The 19,644-nt window shown below is 63.6% G+C and carries 2 protein-coding genes (1 of these 2 only partly in view); both read left to right on the forward strand.

Translation table 11 applies throughout. The features are described from left to right. Nucleotides 1–179: 179 nt before the first annotated feature. Nucleotides 180–13,196: an amino acid adenylation domain-containing protein gene (locus ACOI8A_RS20070; protein ID WP_420648850.1), complete on the forward strand. Its 13,017-nt coding sequence runs from the start codon at nt 180–182 to the stop codon at nt 13,194–13,196. Continuing rightward, nucleotides 13,193–19,644, forward strand: the beginning of a protein-coding gene (locus tag ACOI8A_RS20075) for a non-ribosomal peptide synthase/polyketide synthase (protein WP_420651415.1). 11,356 nt of this gene lie beyond the right edge of the window; only the first 6,452 of its 17,808 coding nucleotides appear in the window; the start codon lies at nt 13,193–13,195; the stop codon falls past the right edge of the window. The genes ACOI8A_RS20070 and ACOI8A_RS20075 overlap by 4 nt, the downstream gene beginning before the upstream one ends.

Below are 19,644 nucleotides of genomic sequence, written 5' to 3' on the forward strand. Positions count from 1 at the left end.
AAGATCGCAGCCTGCGGCAGCTCCTACAGGGGGATTGTGGCAATTGCTGCCAAGGCTTGTCCCCGCTTCCCATGTCAGCCCCGCAAGTCCTGATGTTTTAGTTTTTCCAAGCTGCGCGCGATCGGCAGGGACTCGCCGCTGCGCGCTCCTTTTTCTCGAATTTACAGCAGGTTATCTCCATGCATTTCAGCGAACTGATGGCTGTTATTTCCACCCATGCGATCCGCCTTCAACAGGAAGATGAAGACCTGGTCATTCTGGGTGCCGACGACGCACTGGATGATGCGTTGTGGGACAGCCTCGCCGAGCATAAGGCGCAGCTGCTGGAACTGGTCGCGCGGCATGGCGGCGGCTGGTCGAGCCCGGCGCTGCGCATCACCCCGGACATGCTGCCGCTGGTGGATCTCGATCAGGACACCCTTGACCGTATCGTCGACACCGTGCCGGGTGGCGCGGCCAATGTGCAGGACATCTACCCGCTGGCGCCGTTGCAGGAGGGCATGCTTTATCACCATCTGTCGGCGGTTGATGGCGACCCTTACGTGTCGCAGGCCCGCTTCAGCTTCGCCAGTCGTGCCCACCTGGAAGCGTTCGCCGATGCACTGCGCTGGGTGATCGAGCGCCACGATATTCTGCGTACCTCGTTCGTCTGGGAGCGCTTGGATCAGCCGCTGCAAGTGGTCTGGCGCCAGGCGCCGCTGGTCTGCGAAGAAATCCGCCTGGACGGCAGCGCTGACGTGCTCACGCAATTGCTGCAACGGCACGACCCGCGCCACTTCCGTCTCGACTTGCAGCAAGCGCCGCTGTTGCGCGTGGCGTACGCCGAGGACGCCAATGACGGTCGTATCGTCGCGTTGATGCTGTTCCACCACATGATCATGGATCACATCGCGCTGGACGTGGTGCGCAGTGAAATTCAGGCGTATCTGCTTGAGCAAACGGCTGACGTTCCGGGCGCCGTGCCGTATCGCAATCACCTGGCGGCGGCGCGTATGCGCGGCGAGGAACAGGCCCACGAAGCGTTCTTTCGCGAGATGCTCGGCGACATCGACGAGCCGACGTTGCCCGGCGGTTTGCAGGATGTGCAGGGCGACGGTCAGCACATCGAAGAAGCCGTGCTGATGCTCGACAGCGATCTGAGCCGGCAACTGCGCGGGCAGGCACGGCAACTCGGCGTCAGCGTAGCGAGCCTGATGCACCTTGCACTGGCGCGGGTGCTCGGCCAGTTGTCCGGGCGTACGGCGGTGGTGTTCGGCACCGTGTTGCTCGGGCGGATGGACGCGGGCGAGGGCGGGGAGCGGGCGTTGGGGATGTTCATCAACACCTTGCCGTTGCGCGTGGATGTCGGCGCCGAAAGTGTGCGTGACGGCGTGCTGGCGACCCACCGTCGCCTGAGCGCATTGCTCGCCCACGAACAGGCCTCACTCGCGCTGGCTCAGCGTTGCAGCGCGGTGCCGACGCCGTTGTTCAGCGCCATGCTCAATTACCGTCATAGCACGCTCGAAGAAGTCGCCGAGGTGGTTGACCTGGTACCGGGGATTCAGGTGCTCGGCGCCCGTGAGCGCACCAACTACCCGCTGACCGTGAACATCGACGACCTCGGCCAGGACTTGCGCATCACCGCACTGGTTGATGCAACCCTCGGCGCCGAGCGCATTGCGCGCTACCTGCACACCGCGCTGGAAAGCCTGGCGCAGGCGCTGCAAGACTCGCCGCAAGCGCCGCTGCACAGCCTGAATATTCTGCCGAGCGCCGAGCGCGAATTTTTGCTGCACGGCCTCAATTCCCCACAGGCGCAGTTCGCCGAAGCGCCGCTGATCCACCAGCAATTCGAAGCCCACGCGCAATTGCAGCCGGATGCCACGGCGCTGATTTTCCAAGAGCAAACGCTGAGCTACGGCGAACTCAATCGCCGCGCCAATCAGCTTGCTCAGCGCTTGTTGGCGCTGGGCATTCGCCCCGATGATCGTGTGGCGATCTGCGTCGAACGCGGCCCGCACATGCTCATCGGCCTGTTAGGCGTGCTCAAGGCTGGCGCCGGTTACGTGCCAATCGACCCGGCGTATCCCCTGGAGCGCATCGCTTTCACGCTGACGGACAGTGCGCCGGTTGCGCTGCTGATGCAGGTTGACACGCAGGATCGCGTTGCCGATCTCACTGTGCCGAAAATCGATCTCGATGACCCGACGCTGCAAGCCGAACTGGACTGCAATCCGCAGGTTCCAGAATTGACCCCGGCGCACCTCGCTTACGTGATCTACACCTCCGGCTCCACCGGTCTGCCCAAAGGCGTGATGGTCGAGCACCGCAACGTCGCGCGGCTGTTCTCGGCGACCCATGACTGGTTCAACTTCAATCGGCAGGACGTTTGGGCGCTGTTCCATTCCTTTGCTTTCGACTTCTCGGTATGGGAAATCTGGGGGGCGCTGAGCTTCGGCGGGCAGTTGCTGATCGTGCCGCAGAAAGTCAGCCGCTCGCCGGACGAGTGCTATGCGTTGCTCTGTCAGGCCGGCGTCACGGTGCTCAACCAGACGCCGAGTGCCTTCCGCCAGTTGGTCGCGGCCCAGGGCCGCAGCCCATTGCAGCATTCCCTGCGCGAAGTGATCTTCGGCGGCGAAGCGCTGGAACCGGGCCTGCTCAAACCCTGGTACGCGCGGGTTGGTAATGCCGGCACGCGGCTGGTCAACATGTACGGCATCACTGAAACCACGGTGCACGTGACCTATCGCCCGTTGGCGGCGGCGGATGCGCAACTGGTCGGCGTCAGCCCGATTGGCGTGCGCATTCCCGATTTGCAACTGTATGTGCTGGATGAGCAGCGCGAGCCGTTGCCGGTCGGCGTAGTCGGGGAGTTGTACGTCGGTGGCGCCGGGGTGGCGCGGGGTTATCTCAATCGTGAAGGCCTCACGGCTGAACGCTTCATCAAAGACCCATTCACCGCTCGCGCCGAGGCACGTTTGTACAAGACCGGCGACCTCGCACGCTGGGCCGTGGACGGCAGCCTCGACTATTTGGGGCGCAACGACGACCAGGTGAAAATCCGCGGTTTCCGCATCGAGCTGGGCGAGATCGAAGCGCGCCTGTCGGCCTGCACAGGCGTGCGTGAAGCGGTGGTGATCGCCCGCGAAGACCGCCCCGGCGATCAGCGACTGGTCGCGTACTGGCTGGCTGAAGAGGGCGCCGATCCGAGCGTGGCGCAACTGCGCGAACAACTGCTGGTGTCGCTGGCCGACTACATGCTGCCAAGTGCCTTCGTGCGCCTCGAAGCCTTTCCGCTGACCGCCAACGGCAAACTCGATCGCAAGGCCTTGCCGCAACCGGATGGTGACGCCTATGCCCGCCGTGGCTTCGAGGCGCCGCAGGGCGATGTCGAACAGCGCATCGCCGCGATCTGGCAGACCTTGCTGCAACTGGAACAGGTCGGCCGCCACGACAACTTCTTCGAACTCGGCGGCCATTCGCTGCTGGCGGTCAAGCTGATCGAACGCATGCGTCAGCAGGAAATGCATTGCGACGTGCGCGTGCTGTTCGGCCAGCCGAGCGTCGCGGCGCTGGCGGCCACTTTGGGTGGCGAGCAAACGGTGACAGTGCCGGCCAATCGTATCGAACCGGGCTGCACGCGCATCACCCCGGACATGTTGCCGTTGGCCACTCTGGATCAGGACGGCATTGACCGCGTCGTCGCGAGCCTTCCCGACGGCATCGCCAATGTGCAGGATATTTATGCGCTCGCGCCGTTGCAGGCCGGTATTCTCTATCACCACTTGGCGACCGCCTACGGCGATCCCTACGTGTTGCAGGCGCAGTTCGCTTTCGACGGATTGACGCAAATCAAAGCCTTGGTTCGCGCGCTGAACAGCGTCATCACGCGCCACGACATCCTGCGCACCAGCGTGCACTGGGAAGGTCTGGAGGAACCGGTGCAGGTGGTCTGGCGCGAGGCCCGTCTGGCGCTGGAGCGGATCGATGCCGATCCGCAGGACGGCGACGTGTTGCAGCAAATGCAACATCGTTTCGACCCGCGTCACTATCGCCTCAATCTCAATCGCGCGCCGCTGATGCGCTTCGCCTACACCGAAGACCCGCTGCAACAGCGCTGGGTCGGCATTCTGCTGCTGCACCACATCGTCCTCGACCATACCGCGCTGGAAGTGCTGGTGGCAGAGCTCAGCGATGCGCTGCGCGAAAACACCAGCGAGCTGCCGGCGCCAGTGCAATACCGCAATTACGTGGCGCAGGCACGGCTCGGCGATAACGCTGAGGTCCACGAAGCATTCTTCCGCGACATGCTCGGCGACATCGACGAGCCGACCGTGGCCTTCGGTGTGCAGGATGTGCATGGCGACGGCAGCACGATCATTGACAGTGAACTTGCGCTGGATGCAGAGCTGGGCCAACGCCTGCGCCAACAGGCGCGCCGACTGGGGATCAGCGTCGCTAGCTTGGTGCATCAGGCCTGGGGTCAGGTGCTGGCGCAGGTTGCAGGGCGCGACGACGTAGTGTTCGGCACCGTGCTGCTCGGACGCATGCAGGGCGGCGCCGGGGCCGAGCGCTCGTTGGGGATGTTCATCAACACCTTGCCGCTGCGCGTCAGCGGCGGCGCGTTGGGCGTGGAGCAGGGCGTGCGCGCCACCCATGAACGACTGGCGCAATTGCTCGCGCACGAACAGGCGTCACTCGCGTTGGCCCAGCGTTGCAGCGGCGTGGCCGGTTCGTTGCCACTGTTCAGCACTTTGCTCAACTATCGCCACAGCGCAGCTGAACCGGCGACGCTGGACTGGGACGGCATTCACATTCTCAGCTCCCGCGAGCGCAGCAATTATCCGCTGGTGGTCAGTGTTGATGACCTTGGCGAAGGGTTTCGGCTCTCGGTGCAGGCAGTGCCTGAAGTGAATGGCGCGCAGGTGTGCGATTACCTGCAAACCGCGTTGCAGAATCTTTTGACAGCGCTGGAGCAAAGTCCTGCCACGCCGCTGCACGACGTATCGATTGTGTCCCCGAGCGAACGGCAGAAAGTGCTGGTCGGTTTCAACATCACGGGCCGTGAGTATCCGCACGCGCAGACCGTGCAGCGTCTGTTCGAAGCGCAAGTCGCGGCGCGTCCGGACGCGGTGGCGGCGGTGCAGGGCGCGCAGCAGCTTACGTATCGCCAGCTCAACCAGCAGGCCAACCGCTTGGCCCATCATCTGCTCGGCATTGGCGTAAAACCGGACGACCGCATCGCGCTGTGCGTGCGCCGTGGTCCGCAGATGCTGGTGGGGATGCTGGCGATTCTCAAGGCTGGCGCCGGTTATGTGCCGGTTGACCCCGCGCATCCACGCGAGCGAATCGCGTATTTGTTACGTGACAGCAAACCAGTCGCCGTGTTGGCACAAGCTTCAACGATGGATCTGCCGGGCGCAGTGCCGGTGATTGATCTCGACAGCGGCAACTGGCAGCACATGGCAGACACCAATCCACAACTGCCAAGCCTGACCCCGGCGCATCTGGCTTACGTGATCTATACCTCCGGTTCCACCGGCGAGCCGAAAGGCGTGATGGTCGAACACGCAACTCTGGAAAACCTCGTGCACTGGCACGCCGAAGCGTTCGACCTGCACGCCGGCAGCCACACCGCGAGCATTGCGGGCTTGGGTTTTGATGCGATGGCGTGGGAAGTCTGGCCAGCGCTGTGTGTCGGCGCGACCCTGCACCTGCCGCCTGAGTCGATCAGCAACGAACACCTCGATGAACTGCTCGACTGGTGGCGCGCGCAGCCATTGCAAGTGAGTTTCCTGCCGACCCCGGTCGCCGAATACGCCTTCAGCCGCAACCTCGGCCATCCGGCCCTGCGCACGCTGCTGATCGGTGGCGACAAACTCCGGCAGTTCCCGCATGACCAGACCTTTGAGGTGATCAACAACTACGGCCCGACCGAGGCTACCGTGGTCGCAACGTCCGGGCGCATCCAGTCCGGCGAGGTTTTGCACATAGGCCGGCCTATCGCCAATGCCAAGGCCTACCTGCTCGACAAGCAGCAGCGCCCAGTGCCGGTTGGCGTCGAAGGCGAGTTGTACGTTGGTGGCGCAGGTGTTGCCCGTGGCTACTTCAATCGCCCGGACCTGACCGCCGAACGCTTCCTGCGCGATCCGTTCAGCCACCAGCCAAACGCGCGCATGTACCGCACCGGCGACCTCGCACGCTGGCTCGCCGACGGCACCATCGAATACCTCGGACGCAACGACGATCAGGTCAAACTGCGCGGCGTGCGCATCGAACTTGGCGAAATCGAAGCCGCGCTGGTCAGTCATGCGGCGATTCAAGATGCCGTGGCGCTGGTGCGTGATGGGCAATTACTCGCGTGGTTCACCGAACGTTCGCCGGTCGATATCGAGGCGCTGCGCAGCCACTTGCAGGCACGTTTGCCGCAAGCGCTCGTTCCTGCCGCGTATGTGCGCCTGGACGCGTTGCCGCTGACCGCTAACGGCAAACTCGACCGCAAAGCGCTGCCGGAACCGGATCAACACGCCTGGCTCAAGCGTGAATTCGAAGCCCCGCAAGGCGCGGTCGAAATTGCCCTGGCGCAGATCTGGGCCAGTGTGCTCAAAGTCGAACAGGTCGGGCGGCATGATCATTTCTTTGAGCTCGGTGGACATTCGCTGCTGGCGGTCAGCCTGATCGAACGCATGCGGCAAGCGGGGCTGAGCACTGATGTGCGCGCGCTGTTCAACCAACCGACGTTGGCGGCATTGGCCGCAGCAGTCGGCAGCGGCCGCGAAATCGCAGTCCCGGCCAATCGCATTGCGCTTGGTTGCACGCACATCACCCCGGACATGCTCAGCCTGACCGAACTCGATCAGGCGGGCATCGAGTGCATCGTCGCCAGCGTGCCTGGCGGCGCGGCCAATGTGCAGGACATTTATCCGCTGGCACCGTTGCAGGAAGGCATTCTCTATCACCACTTGAGCGCCGAGCAGGGCGACCCGTACTTGCTGCAGTCGCGTCTGGCCTTCGACAGCGTTGAGCGGCTGCGCACTTTCGCCGACAACTTGCAGCGCGTCGTCGCGCGTCACGACATTCTGCGCACCAGCGTGGTCTGGGAAGGGCTGCCGAGCCCGCAACAAGTGGTCTGGCGCCACGCCGAACTTGTGGTGCAGCAGGTTGCGCTGGACCCGGCCGACGGCGACATTCTCGGCCAGTTGCACGCGCGTTTCGACGCCCGGCATTACCGCTTCGACCTGAGTCGCGCGCCGTTGCTGCGCATGGTTTATGCCGAAGATCCGGCACAACGACGGGTGGTAGCCATCGTGCTGTTCCATCACCTGATCCTCGATCACACCGCGATGGAAGTGGTCGGCGAGGAAATGCGCGCATTTATGTTCGACCAGGCGCACACGCTGCCCGCGCCGATTCCGTACCGCAACTACGTGGCGCAGGCGCGACTCGGTGCCGGCGAGCAAGAGCACGAAGCATTCTTCCGCGAGATGCTCGGCGACATCGATGAACCGACTCTGCCATTCGGTCTGCACGACGTGCAGGGCGATGGCCGCGCCATCGAGGAAGCGCTGCAACCGGTGGACGCGCAACTCAACCGGCGTCTGCGCGATCAGGCCCGACAGCTCGGCGTGAGTGCCGCGAGCCTGATGCACTTGGCCTGGGCGCAGGTGTTGGGCGTGGTTTCCAGCCGCCGCGAGGTGGTGTTCGGCACCGTGCTGATGGGCCGCATGCAGGGCGGCGATGGCGCCGACCGCGCGCTGGGGGTGTTCATCAACACCTTGCCGCTGCGGGTCGATGTCGGCGAGGGCGTGCGCGCGGCGGTCAAGGCCACCCACGCGCGACTGACTGCGTTGCTCGGGCACGAGCACGCTTCACTGGCCTTGGCACAACGTTGCAGCGGTGTCGCCAATGGTTCGCCGCTGTTCAGTGCGTTGCTCAACTACCGCCACACCGTGGCCGAGCATCAGCCGCGCGACGGTCAGGGCATCTGGGCCGGGGTGCGCCTGCTCGGTGGTGAAGAACGCAGCAACTATCCGCTGACCCTGAGCGTGGATGATCTGGGCGAAGCCTTCGCGCTGAACGTGCTGGCCGTGGCCGAGATCGGCGCGCAACGCATTTGCAGCTACATGCACAAGGCTTTGGAGCATTTGGTGCTGGCGCTGGAGCAGTCGCCGCAACTGCCGCTGAATCGCTTGCCGATCCTGCCAGCGGCCGAGCAGGAACGCCTGCTCAGCGGTTTTAATCAGCACGCTGTGGCGTATCCGCGCGGGGCGCTGATTCATGCATTGGTTGAGGCTCAGGCTGAGCAAGCTCCCGAGGCTGTCGCGGTAATGCAGGGCGCGCAGCAACTGACTTATCGCCAACTCAATCAGCAGGCCAATCGCCTGGCGCATCACCTGATCGGCCTCGGTGTGCAAGCCGATGACCGCATCGCGCTGTGTGTAAAGCGCAGCCCGCAAATGCTGGTGGCATTGCTGGCGATTCTCAAGGCCGGCGCCGGGTATGTGCCGGTCGACCCGGCGTATCCGCAGGAGCGCATCGCCTATCTGTTGCAGGATAGCGATCCGGTCGCGGTGCTGGCGCAGGCTTCGACGCGTCATCTATTAGGTTCGGTGCCGGTGATCGATCTGGACAGCGACGCTTGGCATCATTTGTCAGACAGCAATCCGCAGTTGCCGACCCTGACCCCGGTGAATCTCGCCTACGTGATCTACACCTCCGGCTCCACCGGCCAGCCCAAAGGCGTAATGGTCGAGCACGCGACCCTGGAAAACCTCGTGCAATGGCACGCCGATACCTTCGAGCTGCACGCCGGCAGCCACACCGCCAGCGTTGCCGGTTTCGGTTTCGATGCGATGGCCTGGGAGGTCTGGCCGGCGTTGTGTGTCGGCGCGACCTTGCATCTGCCGCCGCAATCGGTGGGCAACGAACACCTCGATGAACTGCTCGACTGGTGGCGCGCGCAACCGTTGCAGGTGAGTTTCCTGCCGACCCCGGTCGCCGAATATGCGTTTAGCCGTCATATCGGCCACCCAACGCTGCGCACGCTGCTGATCGGTGGCGACAAACTGCGGCATTTCGCACAGGCGCACACTTTCGCGGTGATCAACAACTATGGCCCCACCGAAGCCACGGTGGTTGCCACTTCCGGCCCGGTCGAAGTCGGGCAGCCGCTGCACATCGGCCGGCCGATTGGCAACGCGCTGATTTACTTGCTCGACGAACAACAACGGCCAGTGCCAGTCGGCGTGGCCGGCGAGTTGTACGTGGCGGGCGCCGGGGTTGCTCGTGGTTATCTGAACCGGCCTGAGCTGACTGCCGAGCGTTTCCTCGACGACCCATTCAGCGATGAACCGCAGGCGCGCATGTACCGCACTGGCGACCTCGCACGCTGGCTGGCCGACGGCAATATTGAATACCTGGGACGCAACGACGATCAGGTCAAACTGCGTGGCGTGCGCGTCGAACTCGGCGAAATTGAAGCTGTGCTGAGCAGCCATCCCGCCGTGCAGGACGCCGTGGCGCTGGTGCGCGACGGCCAATTGCTGGCGTGGTTCACCGAGCGCTCGCCGGTCGATATCGAGGCGCTGCGCAGTCATCTGCAACTGCGTCTGCCGCAAGCGTTGATCCCCGCAGCCTATGTCCGACTGCACGCCTTGCCGCTGACTGCAAACGGCAAACTCGACCGCAAGGCCTTGCCGGAACCGGATCACTCCGCGTGGCTGAGTCGCGAATATGCTGCGCCGCAAGGTGCCGTGGAAATTGCGCTGGCGCACATCTGGGCCGACGTGCTCAAGGTCGAACTGGTCGGGCGGCACGACAACTTCTTCGAACTCGGCGGGCATTCATTGCTGGCGGTGAGCCTGATCGAACGCATGCGCCAGATCGGCCTCAGCGCCGATGTGCGTGCGTTGTTCAGCCTGCCAACCCTGGCGGCGCTGGCCACAGCGGTCGGCAGTGGACGGGAAGTCGAAGTGCCGGCCAACCTGATTGCCGCCGATTGCACACGCATCACTCCAGAGCTGTTGCCGCTGGTGCAACTGGATCAGGCGAGCATCGAGCGCATCGTCGCGACGGTGCCGGGTGGCGCGGCCAATGTGCAGGATATTTATCCGCTGGCGCCGTTGCAGGAAGGGATTCTGTATCACCACTTGAGCGCCGCGCAGGGTGATCCGTATCTGCTGCAATCGCGTCTGGCGTTCGACAGCCTCGAACGTGTGCAAGCGTTCGCCGCTGCACTGAGTCAAGTCATGGCGCGTCACGACATTTTGCGTACCGGTGTGGTCTGGGAAGGCTTCGCGGCGCCCGTACAAGTGGTTTGGCGTCACGCCGAACTGCCGATACAAGAGGTGCAGCTGAATCCGGCGCAGGGTGCAGTTGCCGAGCAATTGCACCAGCGTTTCGATGCGCGGCACTTTCGGTTGAACATCAGTCAGGCGCCGCTGCTGCGTCTGGTGTATGCCCGTGATCCGGCCCACGACCGGGTGGTGGCGATGTTGCTGTTCCATCACATCGCCATGGACCACACGGCGCTGGAGGTTGTGAGCCAGGAAATGCAGGCGATTCTGCTCGGGCACGCTGCGCCAGCGAGTGCGGCGGTGCCGTATCGCAACTATGTGGCGCAGACGCGGCTGGGCATCAGCGAGCAGGAGCACGAAGCGTTCTTCCGCGCGATGCTCGGCGACATCGACGAACCAACCTTGCCGTTCGGTCTGCAAGACGTGCGCGGTGACGGTCACGATATTGAGGAAGTGCGTCAGCCGCTGCCGGCAGCGTTGGCCCAGCGTCTGCGCAGTCAGGCGCGGCAAATCGGCGTAAGTGTGGCCAGCCTGTTTCATCTGGCGTTCGCGCAAGTGCTGGGTGCGACGTCCGGGCGCGATTCGGTGGTGTTTGGCACCGTGCTGCTGGGCCGGATGCAGGGCGGCAGCGGCGCGGATCGCGGCTTGGGCATGTTCATCAATACCTTGCCGCTGCGCGTTGATCTGGCTGATATCAGTGTGGGCGCCGGGGTCAAGGCGACCCATCAGCGGCTCACCGAATTGCTTGGGCATGAACACGCTTCGCTGGCATTGGCGCAGCGCTGCAGCGCGATTGCCGCGCCGTCGCCGCTGTTCAGCGCGATGCTCAATTACCGGCATGGCGCCAGCGAAGAAGCGCAACAAGCCGCGCGTCTGGCCTGGCAAGGCATTGAAACGCTGGGCGGTGAAGAGCGCACCAACTATCCGCTAAGCCTCAACGTCGATGACCTGGGCAGCGATTTCATCCTGACGGCGATGATCCCGGCGCAGATCGGCGCTGAGCGCATCTGCGGGTTCATGCAGCGCGCGTTGATTGCGTTGGTCGAAGCGCTGGAACACGCGCCGCACCAAGCGCTGAAGCGCTTGCCGGTGTTGCCGGACGCCGAGCGACAGCGCTTGCTGGTCGAGTTCAATGCCACCGAGGTTGCTTACAACCTCAACCAGAGCATCCACGGGCTGTTCGAGGCGCAGGTGTTGCGCACGCCGCAGGCTGTCGCGGTGCAAGGCGGCGACTCGCGTCTGACCTATACCGAGCTGAATCAGCAGGCCAACCAATTGGCGCAGCACTTGCGCGACTTGGGTGTGCAGCCGGATTCGCGGGTGGCGATTTGCGTGGAGCGCAGTCTGGAAATGGTCGTCGGCCTGCTGGCGATTCTCAAGGCTGGCGGCGGTTACGTGCCGCTGGATCCGGCGTACCCGGCAGAACGCCTGGCCTACATGCTCGAAGACAGCGCGCCGCTGGTGGTGCTGGTGCAGGGTTCTACGCGAAACCTGTTGGGCGAAGTGGCCGCGACGGTCATCGATCTTGAGCAAAACACCTGGCAATCGCAGTCCAGCGCCAACCCTCAAATCTCGATGCTGACCGCGCAGCACACGGCCTACGTGATCTACACCTCCGGTTCCACCGGCCAACCGAAAGGCGTGATTAACGAACACGCGGCAGTGGTCAACCGCTTGCTGTGGATGCAGGACGCCTATGGCCTGACGCCTGAAGATTCGGTGCTGCAAAAAACTCCGTTCAGTTTCGACGTGTCGGTCTGGGAGTTCTTCTGGCCATTGATGACCGGCGCGCGGCTGGTGATGGCGCGGCCCGGCGGACACAAGGATCCGCTGTACCTCAGCGAAGTGATCGAAGCAGAAAACATCAGCACGCTGCACTTTGTGCCGTCGATGCTCGACGTGTTCCTCGCCCATGGTGACAGCGCTCGTTGCGCCAGTCTGCGCCAGGTGATGTGCAGCGGCGAGGCGCTGCCGGGCAGTCTGGTGCGGCGCTTCAAGCAGCAATTGCCGGCCAGCGCCTTACACAATCTGTACGGCCCGACCGAAGCAGCGGTGGACGTGACTGCGTGGAATTGCACCGGGCCACTGCAGCAAACCCCGGACAACACGCCCATCGGTAAACCGATCGCCAACACGCGCCTGTACATCCTCGACGCACAGCAGCAACCGGCGCCGCTGGGTGTGGTCGGCGAGCTGTACATCGGCGGCGTGCAGGTTGCGCGCGGCTATCTCAACCGTCCTGAACTCAGCGCCGAACGCTTCCTCGACGATCCGTTCCGCGAGCAGCCGCACGCACGCATGTACCGCACTGGCGATGTCGCGCGTTATCGGGCGGACGGCAACATCGAGTACCTGGGACGCAATGACGATCAGGTGAAGATCCGTGGTCTGCGCATCGAGCTCGGAGAAATTCAGGCGCGCCTGACCGCGATTGCCGGTGTGCAGGAGGCTGCGGTGTTGGCCCGCGAAGACGTGCCGGGGGACAAGCGTCTGGTTGGCTATTACACCGGGACACAGCTTTCCAGCGATCACTTGCGCACGGATCTGCTTGCGCATTTGCCGGATTACATGGTGCCGGCGCTGTTCGTGCATCTCGAAGCCTGGCCGCTCAGCCCCAACGGCAAACTCGATCGCAAGGCTTTGCCGGCACCGGATCAAACCTCGCTCATCACCCGCGAATACGAAGCGCCGATTGGCGAGGTGGAAATCACCCTCGCACGGCTCTGGGCCGAGTTGCTCAACGTCGAGCGGGTAGGGCGCCACGACCATTTCTTTGAATTGGGCGGGCACTCATTGCTGGCGGTCAGTTTGATCGGCCGCTTGCGTCAGGAAGGCATGGAAGCCGACGTCAGGGCGTTGTTCGAACAACCGACCCTGGCTGGCTACGCCGCAATTACCGAAAGAATGGAGATCGTCCTGTGAGCGTGTTCGAACTGTTGGCAACCCTCAAAGCCAAAGACATTCAGTTGGCAGTCACCGACGATCAGTTGCGCGTGCAGGGCAACAAGCAGGCCTTGAGCGATCCGGCGCTAGTGGCGCTGCTGCGCGAGCACAAACCGGCGTTGATCGAGCTGATCAAGGCTGGCGAATATTCGGCGAGCAAGAGTGGCCAGGTCACGGTGCCGGATAACGGCATTGTTCCCGGCACCAGCCGAATCACTCCGGCGATGCTGACGCTGGTCGAACTCGACCAGCCGACCATCGACCGACTTGTCAGCGACGTGCCCGGCGGCGCCGCCAATGTGCAGGACATCTACCCGCTGGCGCCGTTGCAGGAAGGCATTCTTTATCACCATGTCAGCGGCGGTGAGGGCGATCCGTACATCATGCAGTCGCAGTTCGCGTTCGCCAGTCTGGAGCGTTTGCACGCGTTTGCTCAGGCGCTGCAAAGCGTGATCGATCGTCATGACATTCTGCGCACGGGCGTGGTCTGGGAAGGCCTCGATCAGCCATTGCAAGTGGTCTGGCGTCAGGCCGATTTGCCGTTGGAGGAGGTTGTACCGCAGGCCGACGGAGATGTTCTCGCGCAGTTGCATGAGCGTTTCGACGCCCGGCATTTCCGCATGGATGTCAGCCGCGCACCGCTGATGCGCCTGGCTTACGCCGTCGATGCTGCCGGACAGCGTGTGGTCGCGACCTTGTTGTTCCACCATATGGCACTGGATCACTCGGCGCTCGACGTGGTGCGCCACGAGATGCGCGCCTGCCTGCTCGGGCAAAGTGCCTCGCTGGGCCGCCCGGTACCGTTTCGCAATTACGTGGCGCAGGCGCGACTGGGCGTCAGCGAAGCCGAGCACGAGGCATTTTTCCGCGAGATGCTCGGCGACATCCATGAGCCGACGCTGCCGTTCGGTTTGCAGGATGTGCAGGGCGACGGTCAGGGCATCGCCGAACTCAGCGTGCCGATTGATCCGCTGCTGGGGCAACGTCTGCGCACACAGGGACGGCAGCTCGGGGTGAGCGCGGCAAGCCTGTTTCACCTCGGCTGGGCGCAGGTGCTGGCGACCATAACCGGCAAACATTCGGTGGTATTCGGCACGGTGCTGATGGGCCGCATGCAAGGCGCCGAGGCGACGGACCGGGCCTTGGGGATTTTCATCAATACCCTGCCGTTGCGCGTCGATATCGATGCGCAAAATGTGCGCGCCGCCGTCCACGCGACCCACGCGCGGCTGACTACGGTAATACGCCACGAACACGCGCCGTTGGCACTGGCTCAGCGTTGCAGCAACGTGGTGTCGCCGACGCCGCTGTTCAGCTCCTTGCTCAATTACCGCCACAGCCACACTGCCGCGTCCGCCAGCGCTGAAACTTTGGCCGCGTGGGCGGGCATCAGCACGCTGCATTCGGAAGAACGCACTAATTATCCGTTGACCCTGAGCGTCGACGATTTGGGCGAGGCCTTCAGCCTGACGCTGCTGGCCACTACGCAAATTGATCCGCAGCGGGTGTGCGCTTACATGCACTGCGCGCTGGAGAGTCTGGTGCTCGCGCTGGAGCAGGCGCCGGATACGCCGATCAATCAGCTATCGATTCTGCCGGCGACCGAGCGTGAGCAAGTGCTGGTCGGCTTCAACGCCACCGCGGCCGACTACCCGCGTGAGATGACCATTGCGCAGCGCTTCGAGGCTCAAGTTTTGGAGCGGCCAGAAGCCGTGGCGGCGGTGTTCCTTGGTGAACAACTGACCTATGCCGAACTCAATCTGCACGCCAATGCTCTGGCCCATCACCTGATCGATCTGGGTGTGCAGCCTGACGACCGCGTGGCCATCGTCGCCCGCCGGGGGCTGGATACGCTGGTCGGGCTGGTGGCGATTCTCAAGGCGGGCGCCGGTTATGTGCCGGTCGATCCGGCGCACCCGGCCGAGCGTTTGCACTATTTATTGAGCGACAGCGCACCGGTCGCGGTATTGATCCAGAATGACCTGCGCGAGCGCTTGCCCGCGCTCGACGTGCCGCTGATCGATCTTGACCGCTGCACCTGGCCGCTGAATTCGGCGCTTGATCCACAAGTGCCGGGGTTGACTGCCGAACACCTCGCCTACGTGATCTACACCTCGGGGTCGACCGGGCTGCCCAAGGGCGTGATGGTCGAACATCAGACCTTGTCCAACCTCGTAGACTGGCATTGCAACGCGTTCGATCTGCGCGCCGGTCGCCACACTTCAAGCCTTGCCGGATTCGGTTTCGACGCCATGGCCTGGGAAGTCTGGCCGGCATTGTGCGCGGGCGCGACGCTGCACCTGGCGCCGACTCAGGACGGCGGAGAGGACATCGATGTGCTGCTGCAATGGTGGCGGGCGCAGCCGCTGGACGTGAGTTTCCTGCCAACGCCGGTCGCCGAATACGCCTTCAATCAGAACCTCGAACATCCGACTCTGCGCACGCTGCTGATCGGCGGTGATCGCCTGCGCCAATTCACCCGCAACCAACATTTCGACGTGATCAACAACTATGGCCCGACCGAGGCCACGGTGGTCGCGACTTCCGGCAAGATCGAAGCCGGGCAGACCTTGCATATCGGCCAGCCAGTGAGCAACGCCACGGTGTACCTGCTCGATGAACAGCAGCGCCCGGTGCCGATTGGGGTTGCCGGCGAATTGTATGTCGGTGGCGCCGGGGTGGCCCGTGGTTACCTGAATCGTCCCGAACTGACCAGCGAACGCTTCCTCGACGATCCATTCAACAGCGGCCGCATGTACCGTACCGGCGACCTCGCACGCTGGTGCGCCGACGGCACGCTCGAATACATCGGGCGCAATGACGATCAAGTAAAAATCCGTGGTGTGCGCATCGAACTCGGCGAAATCGAAACCCGCCTCAACCAGCTCCCTGGGATTCAGGAAGCGGTGTTGCTCGCTCGTGAAGATCAGCCGGGCCAGGTGCGGCTGGTGGCGTATTTCACCGAACAGGCACAGGTTGAACCGCTGGCAGTGGGCGAGTTGCGCGCGCATTTACTGACCCAATTACCTGAGTACATGGTGCCGGTGGCGTTCGTCAGGCTTGACGCTCTGCCGCTGACCGCCAACGGCAAAGTCGACCGCAAGGCGTTGCCGAAACCCGAACACAGCGCGCTGTTCACCCGCGAATACGCGGCGCCGCAGGGGGAACTGGAAATTGCTTTGGCACAGATCTGGGCTGACGTGCTGCAAGTCGAGCGGGTCGGACGGCAGGATCACTTCTTCGAACTGGGCGGGCACTCGCTGCTGGCAATGCGCATGGTCTCGCAAGTGCGCCAACGCCTGGGCGTGGAGCTGGCGCTGAGTGATCTGTTCGCCAATGCCGAACTGGCTGCGTTGGCCGAGGTGCTGACCCGCGCCGGGCGCAGCACCCAGCCGGAGATTCTGCCGGTGCCGCGTGACGGCGCGCTGCCGCTCTCATTCGCCCAGCAGCGGTTGTGGTTTCTGGCGCAGATGGAAGGTGCCAACACCGCTTACAACATCCCCATCGCCCTGCGTTTGCGCGGTCGCCTCGATGACGATGCGCTGCAACGCGCGCTGGCGCGGATCGTCGCCCGGCATGAAACCCTGCGCAGCCGTTTCGTCCAGTTCAACGATGCAGCGCAGGTGCTGATCGCGCCAGTCGACAGCGGTTTGCTGCTGCGAGTCGAGGATTTGCGTGAGCACCCGCAGGCTGACGAGGTGTTGCAGGCGCTGATCGAAGGCGAAGCGTCCGGTCCGTTCGATTTGCAGGACGATCCGCTGATTCGCGGGCGACTGGTGCGCCTCGCCGATGATCATCATGTGTTGCTGCTGACGGTGCACCACATCATCGCCGACGGCTGGTCGATGGGCGTGCTCACGCGCGAACTGATGGCGTTGTATCGGGCGTTCAGCCACGGCGAGGCGGATCCGCTGCCGCCGCTGGCCCTGCAATACACCGATTACGCAGTGTGGCAGCGGCGCTGGCTGAGCGGCGAGGTGCTGCAACGGCAGAGCGAGTACTGGCAGCAAACGCTGGCCGGTGCGCCGGCATTGTTGCTGCTGCCGACCGATCGCCCGCGTCCGGCGCAGCAGGAATTCGCTGGCAGCACCGTCGAAGTGGTATTGGACGAACGCCTGTGCGCGGGACTCAAAGCGTTATGCCAACGGCACGGCGTGACCCTGTACATGGCGCTGATCAGCGCTTGGGCAGTGTTGCTCAGTCGCCTGTCCGGCCAGTCCGACGTGGTGATCGGTTCGCCGGTAGCCAACCGCAGCCGCGCGGAAATCGAAGGCCTGATCGGCATGTTCGTCAACACCCTGGCGCTGCGCATCGACACCTCGGGCGAGCTCAGTGTTGAAGCGCTGTTGGCGCGGGTCAAGGCGCTCACGCTGGAGGCGCAGGCGCATCAGGATCTGCCGTTCGAACAAGTGGTGGAAATCACCAGGCCGCCGCGCAGTCTGGCGCACAGTCCGTTGTTCCAGACCATGTTCAGTTGGGACAGCGGCAACGGTTCCAGCCTGACCCTGGGGGATTTGACCCTGGAAGGCGTGGCCGAGCCGAGCCACTTTGCCAAGTTCGATCTGTCGCTGACGCTGGGTGAGGTGCAGGGCGAGATTCGCGGTGTGCTGGAGTACGCCACGGCGCTGTTCGATGAAGCGACGGTTGTGCGGTTCGTCGGTTACTTCCAGCGCCTGGTGCAGGCGATGGTCGGCAATGATCAGGCGCTGCTCGAGCAAGTGGAAATAGTGGCGCAGGAAGAGCGCCAGCGCTTGCTGGTCGACTTCAATGCCAGCGCTATGGAGTTTGATCTGGAGCAGACCGTTCACGGCTTGTTCGAGACGCAGGTATTCCGCACGCCAGACGCGGTGGCGCTGGTTGCGGGCGAGCAGATGTTGACTTATGCCGAGCTGAACCAGCAGGCCAATCGCCTCGCGCAGCACTTGATCGAACAAGGTGTAGGGCCGGATTCGCGGGTGGCGATTTGCGTCGAGCGTTCGCTGGATCTGGTGGTTGGTCTGTTGGCGATTCTCAAGGCCGGCGGCGCCTATGTGCCGCTGGATCCGGTGTATCCGCCGGAACGTCTGGCCTACATGCTGGAGGACAGCGCACCGGTCGCTGTGCTGGTACATGGCGCGACGCGTTCCTTGCTCGGCGCAACCGCGACAACTCTGATCGATCTCGACCGCTGCACCTGGCGAAACCATTCCGAGCGCAATCCGCAAGTGCCCGGCCTGACGGCTGCCAACCTCGCTTACGTGATCTACACCTCGGGTTCCACCGGCACCCCGAAAGGCGTGATGGTCGAGCACCGCAGCGTGGCCAATCTGCTGCACTGGAGCGCGCAGTTATGCCCAACCGTGGCCGATGCTGCGCTGTTGCAGAAAACCCCGTTCAGTTTCGATGCCTCGGTGTGGGAGCTGTTCTGGCCGCTGACGGCCGGTTTGCGCCTGGTGCTGGCCAGCCCGGATGCGCACCGCGATCCGGCGGAGTTGGCGCGGGTCATCGTCCAGCAACGGATTACTGTCATTCAGTTCGTGCCGGCGCTGTTGCAGCAGTTTCTTGAGCTGGAAGATGTTGGCCAGTGCCACAGCCTTACCGAGATTGTTTGCGGTGGCGGCGAGCTGAGCGCGGCGCTGGTGCGCAGCGTGCGTGAGCGTCTGCCGCAGGTGCGCCTGCACAACGTGTATGGCCCGACTGAAGCGACGGTCGACAGCAGCGTGTGGACGCTGGAGCCGAATTCGCCGCTGGCGGACAGCGCGCCGCCGATTGGCAAACCGCTGTGCAACACCCGCGTGTACATTCTCGATGCGTGGCAGCAACCCGTGCCGCAAGGCGTGGTCGGGGAGTTGTATATCGGCGGCGAGCAGGTCGCACGGGGTTATCTGAATCGCCCGGAGCTGACTGCCGAACGCTTTCTCCAGGATCCGTTCAGCGCTGATGCGCGGATGTACCGCACCGGAGACCTCGGCCGCTATCTGGCGGACGGCAATATCCAATACCTGGGGCGCAATGACGATCAGGTAAAAATCCGTGGCTTGCGCATCGAACTCGGGGAAATTCAAGCACGCCTGAGCCAGATCGAAGGCGTGCAGGATTGCGTGGTAATGGCCCGTGAAGACGTGCCCGGCGATCAGCGTCTGGTGGCCTATTACGTCGGCACACCGCTGGATACCGAAGTGCTGCGCGCTGATCTGCTCAGGCATCTGCCGGATTACATGCTGCCGGCGCTGTTCGTGCATCTGGATGCATTGCCGCTGAGTCCGAACGGCAAAATCGAGCGCAAGGCATTGCCCGCCCCCGATCAGTCGGCGCTCAGCACCCGTGAATATGCGGCGCCGGTTGGCGAGGTGGAAATCGCCATCGCCGGCCTCTGGGAAGAGCTGCTGAAAGTCGAGCGAGTAGGGCGTCACGATCATTTCTTTGAACTGGGCGGGCATTCCCTGCT

The sequence above is a fragment of the Pseudomonas sp. P4795 genome (assembly GCF_048822895.1).
Taxonomy (GTDB): Bacteria; Pseudomonadota; Gammaproteobacteria; order Pseudomonadales; family Pseudomonadaceae; genus Aquipseudomonas.

Coding starts and splice junctions, on each gene's coding strand:
- ACOI8A_RS20070 (WP_420648850.1), top strand. CDS start 180: ATGCATTTCAGCGAACTGATGGCTGTTATTTCCACCCATGCGATCCGC.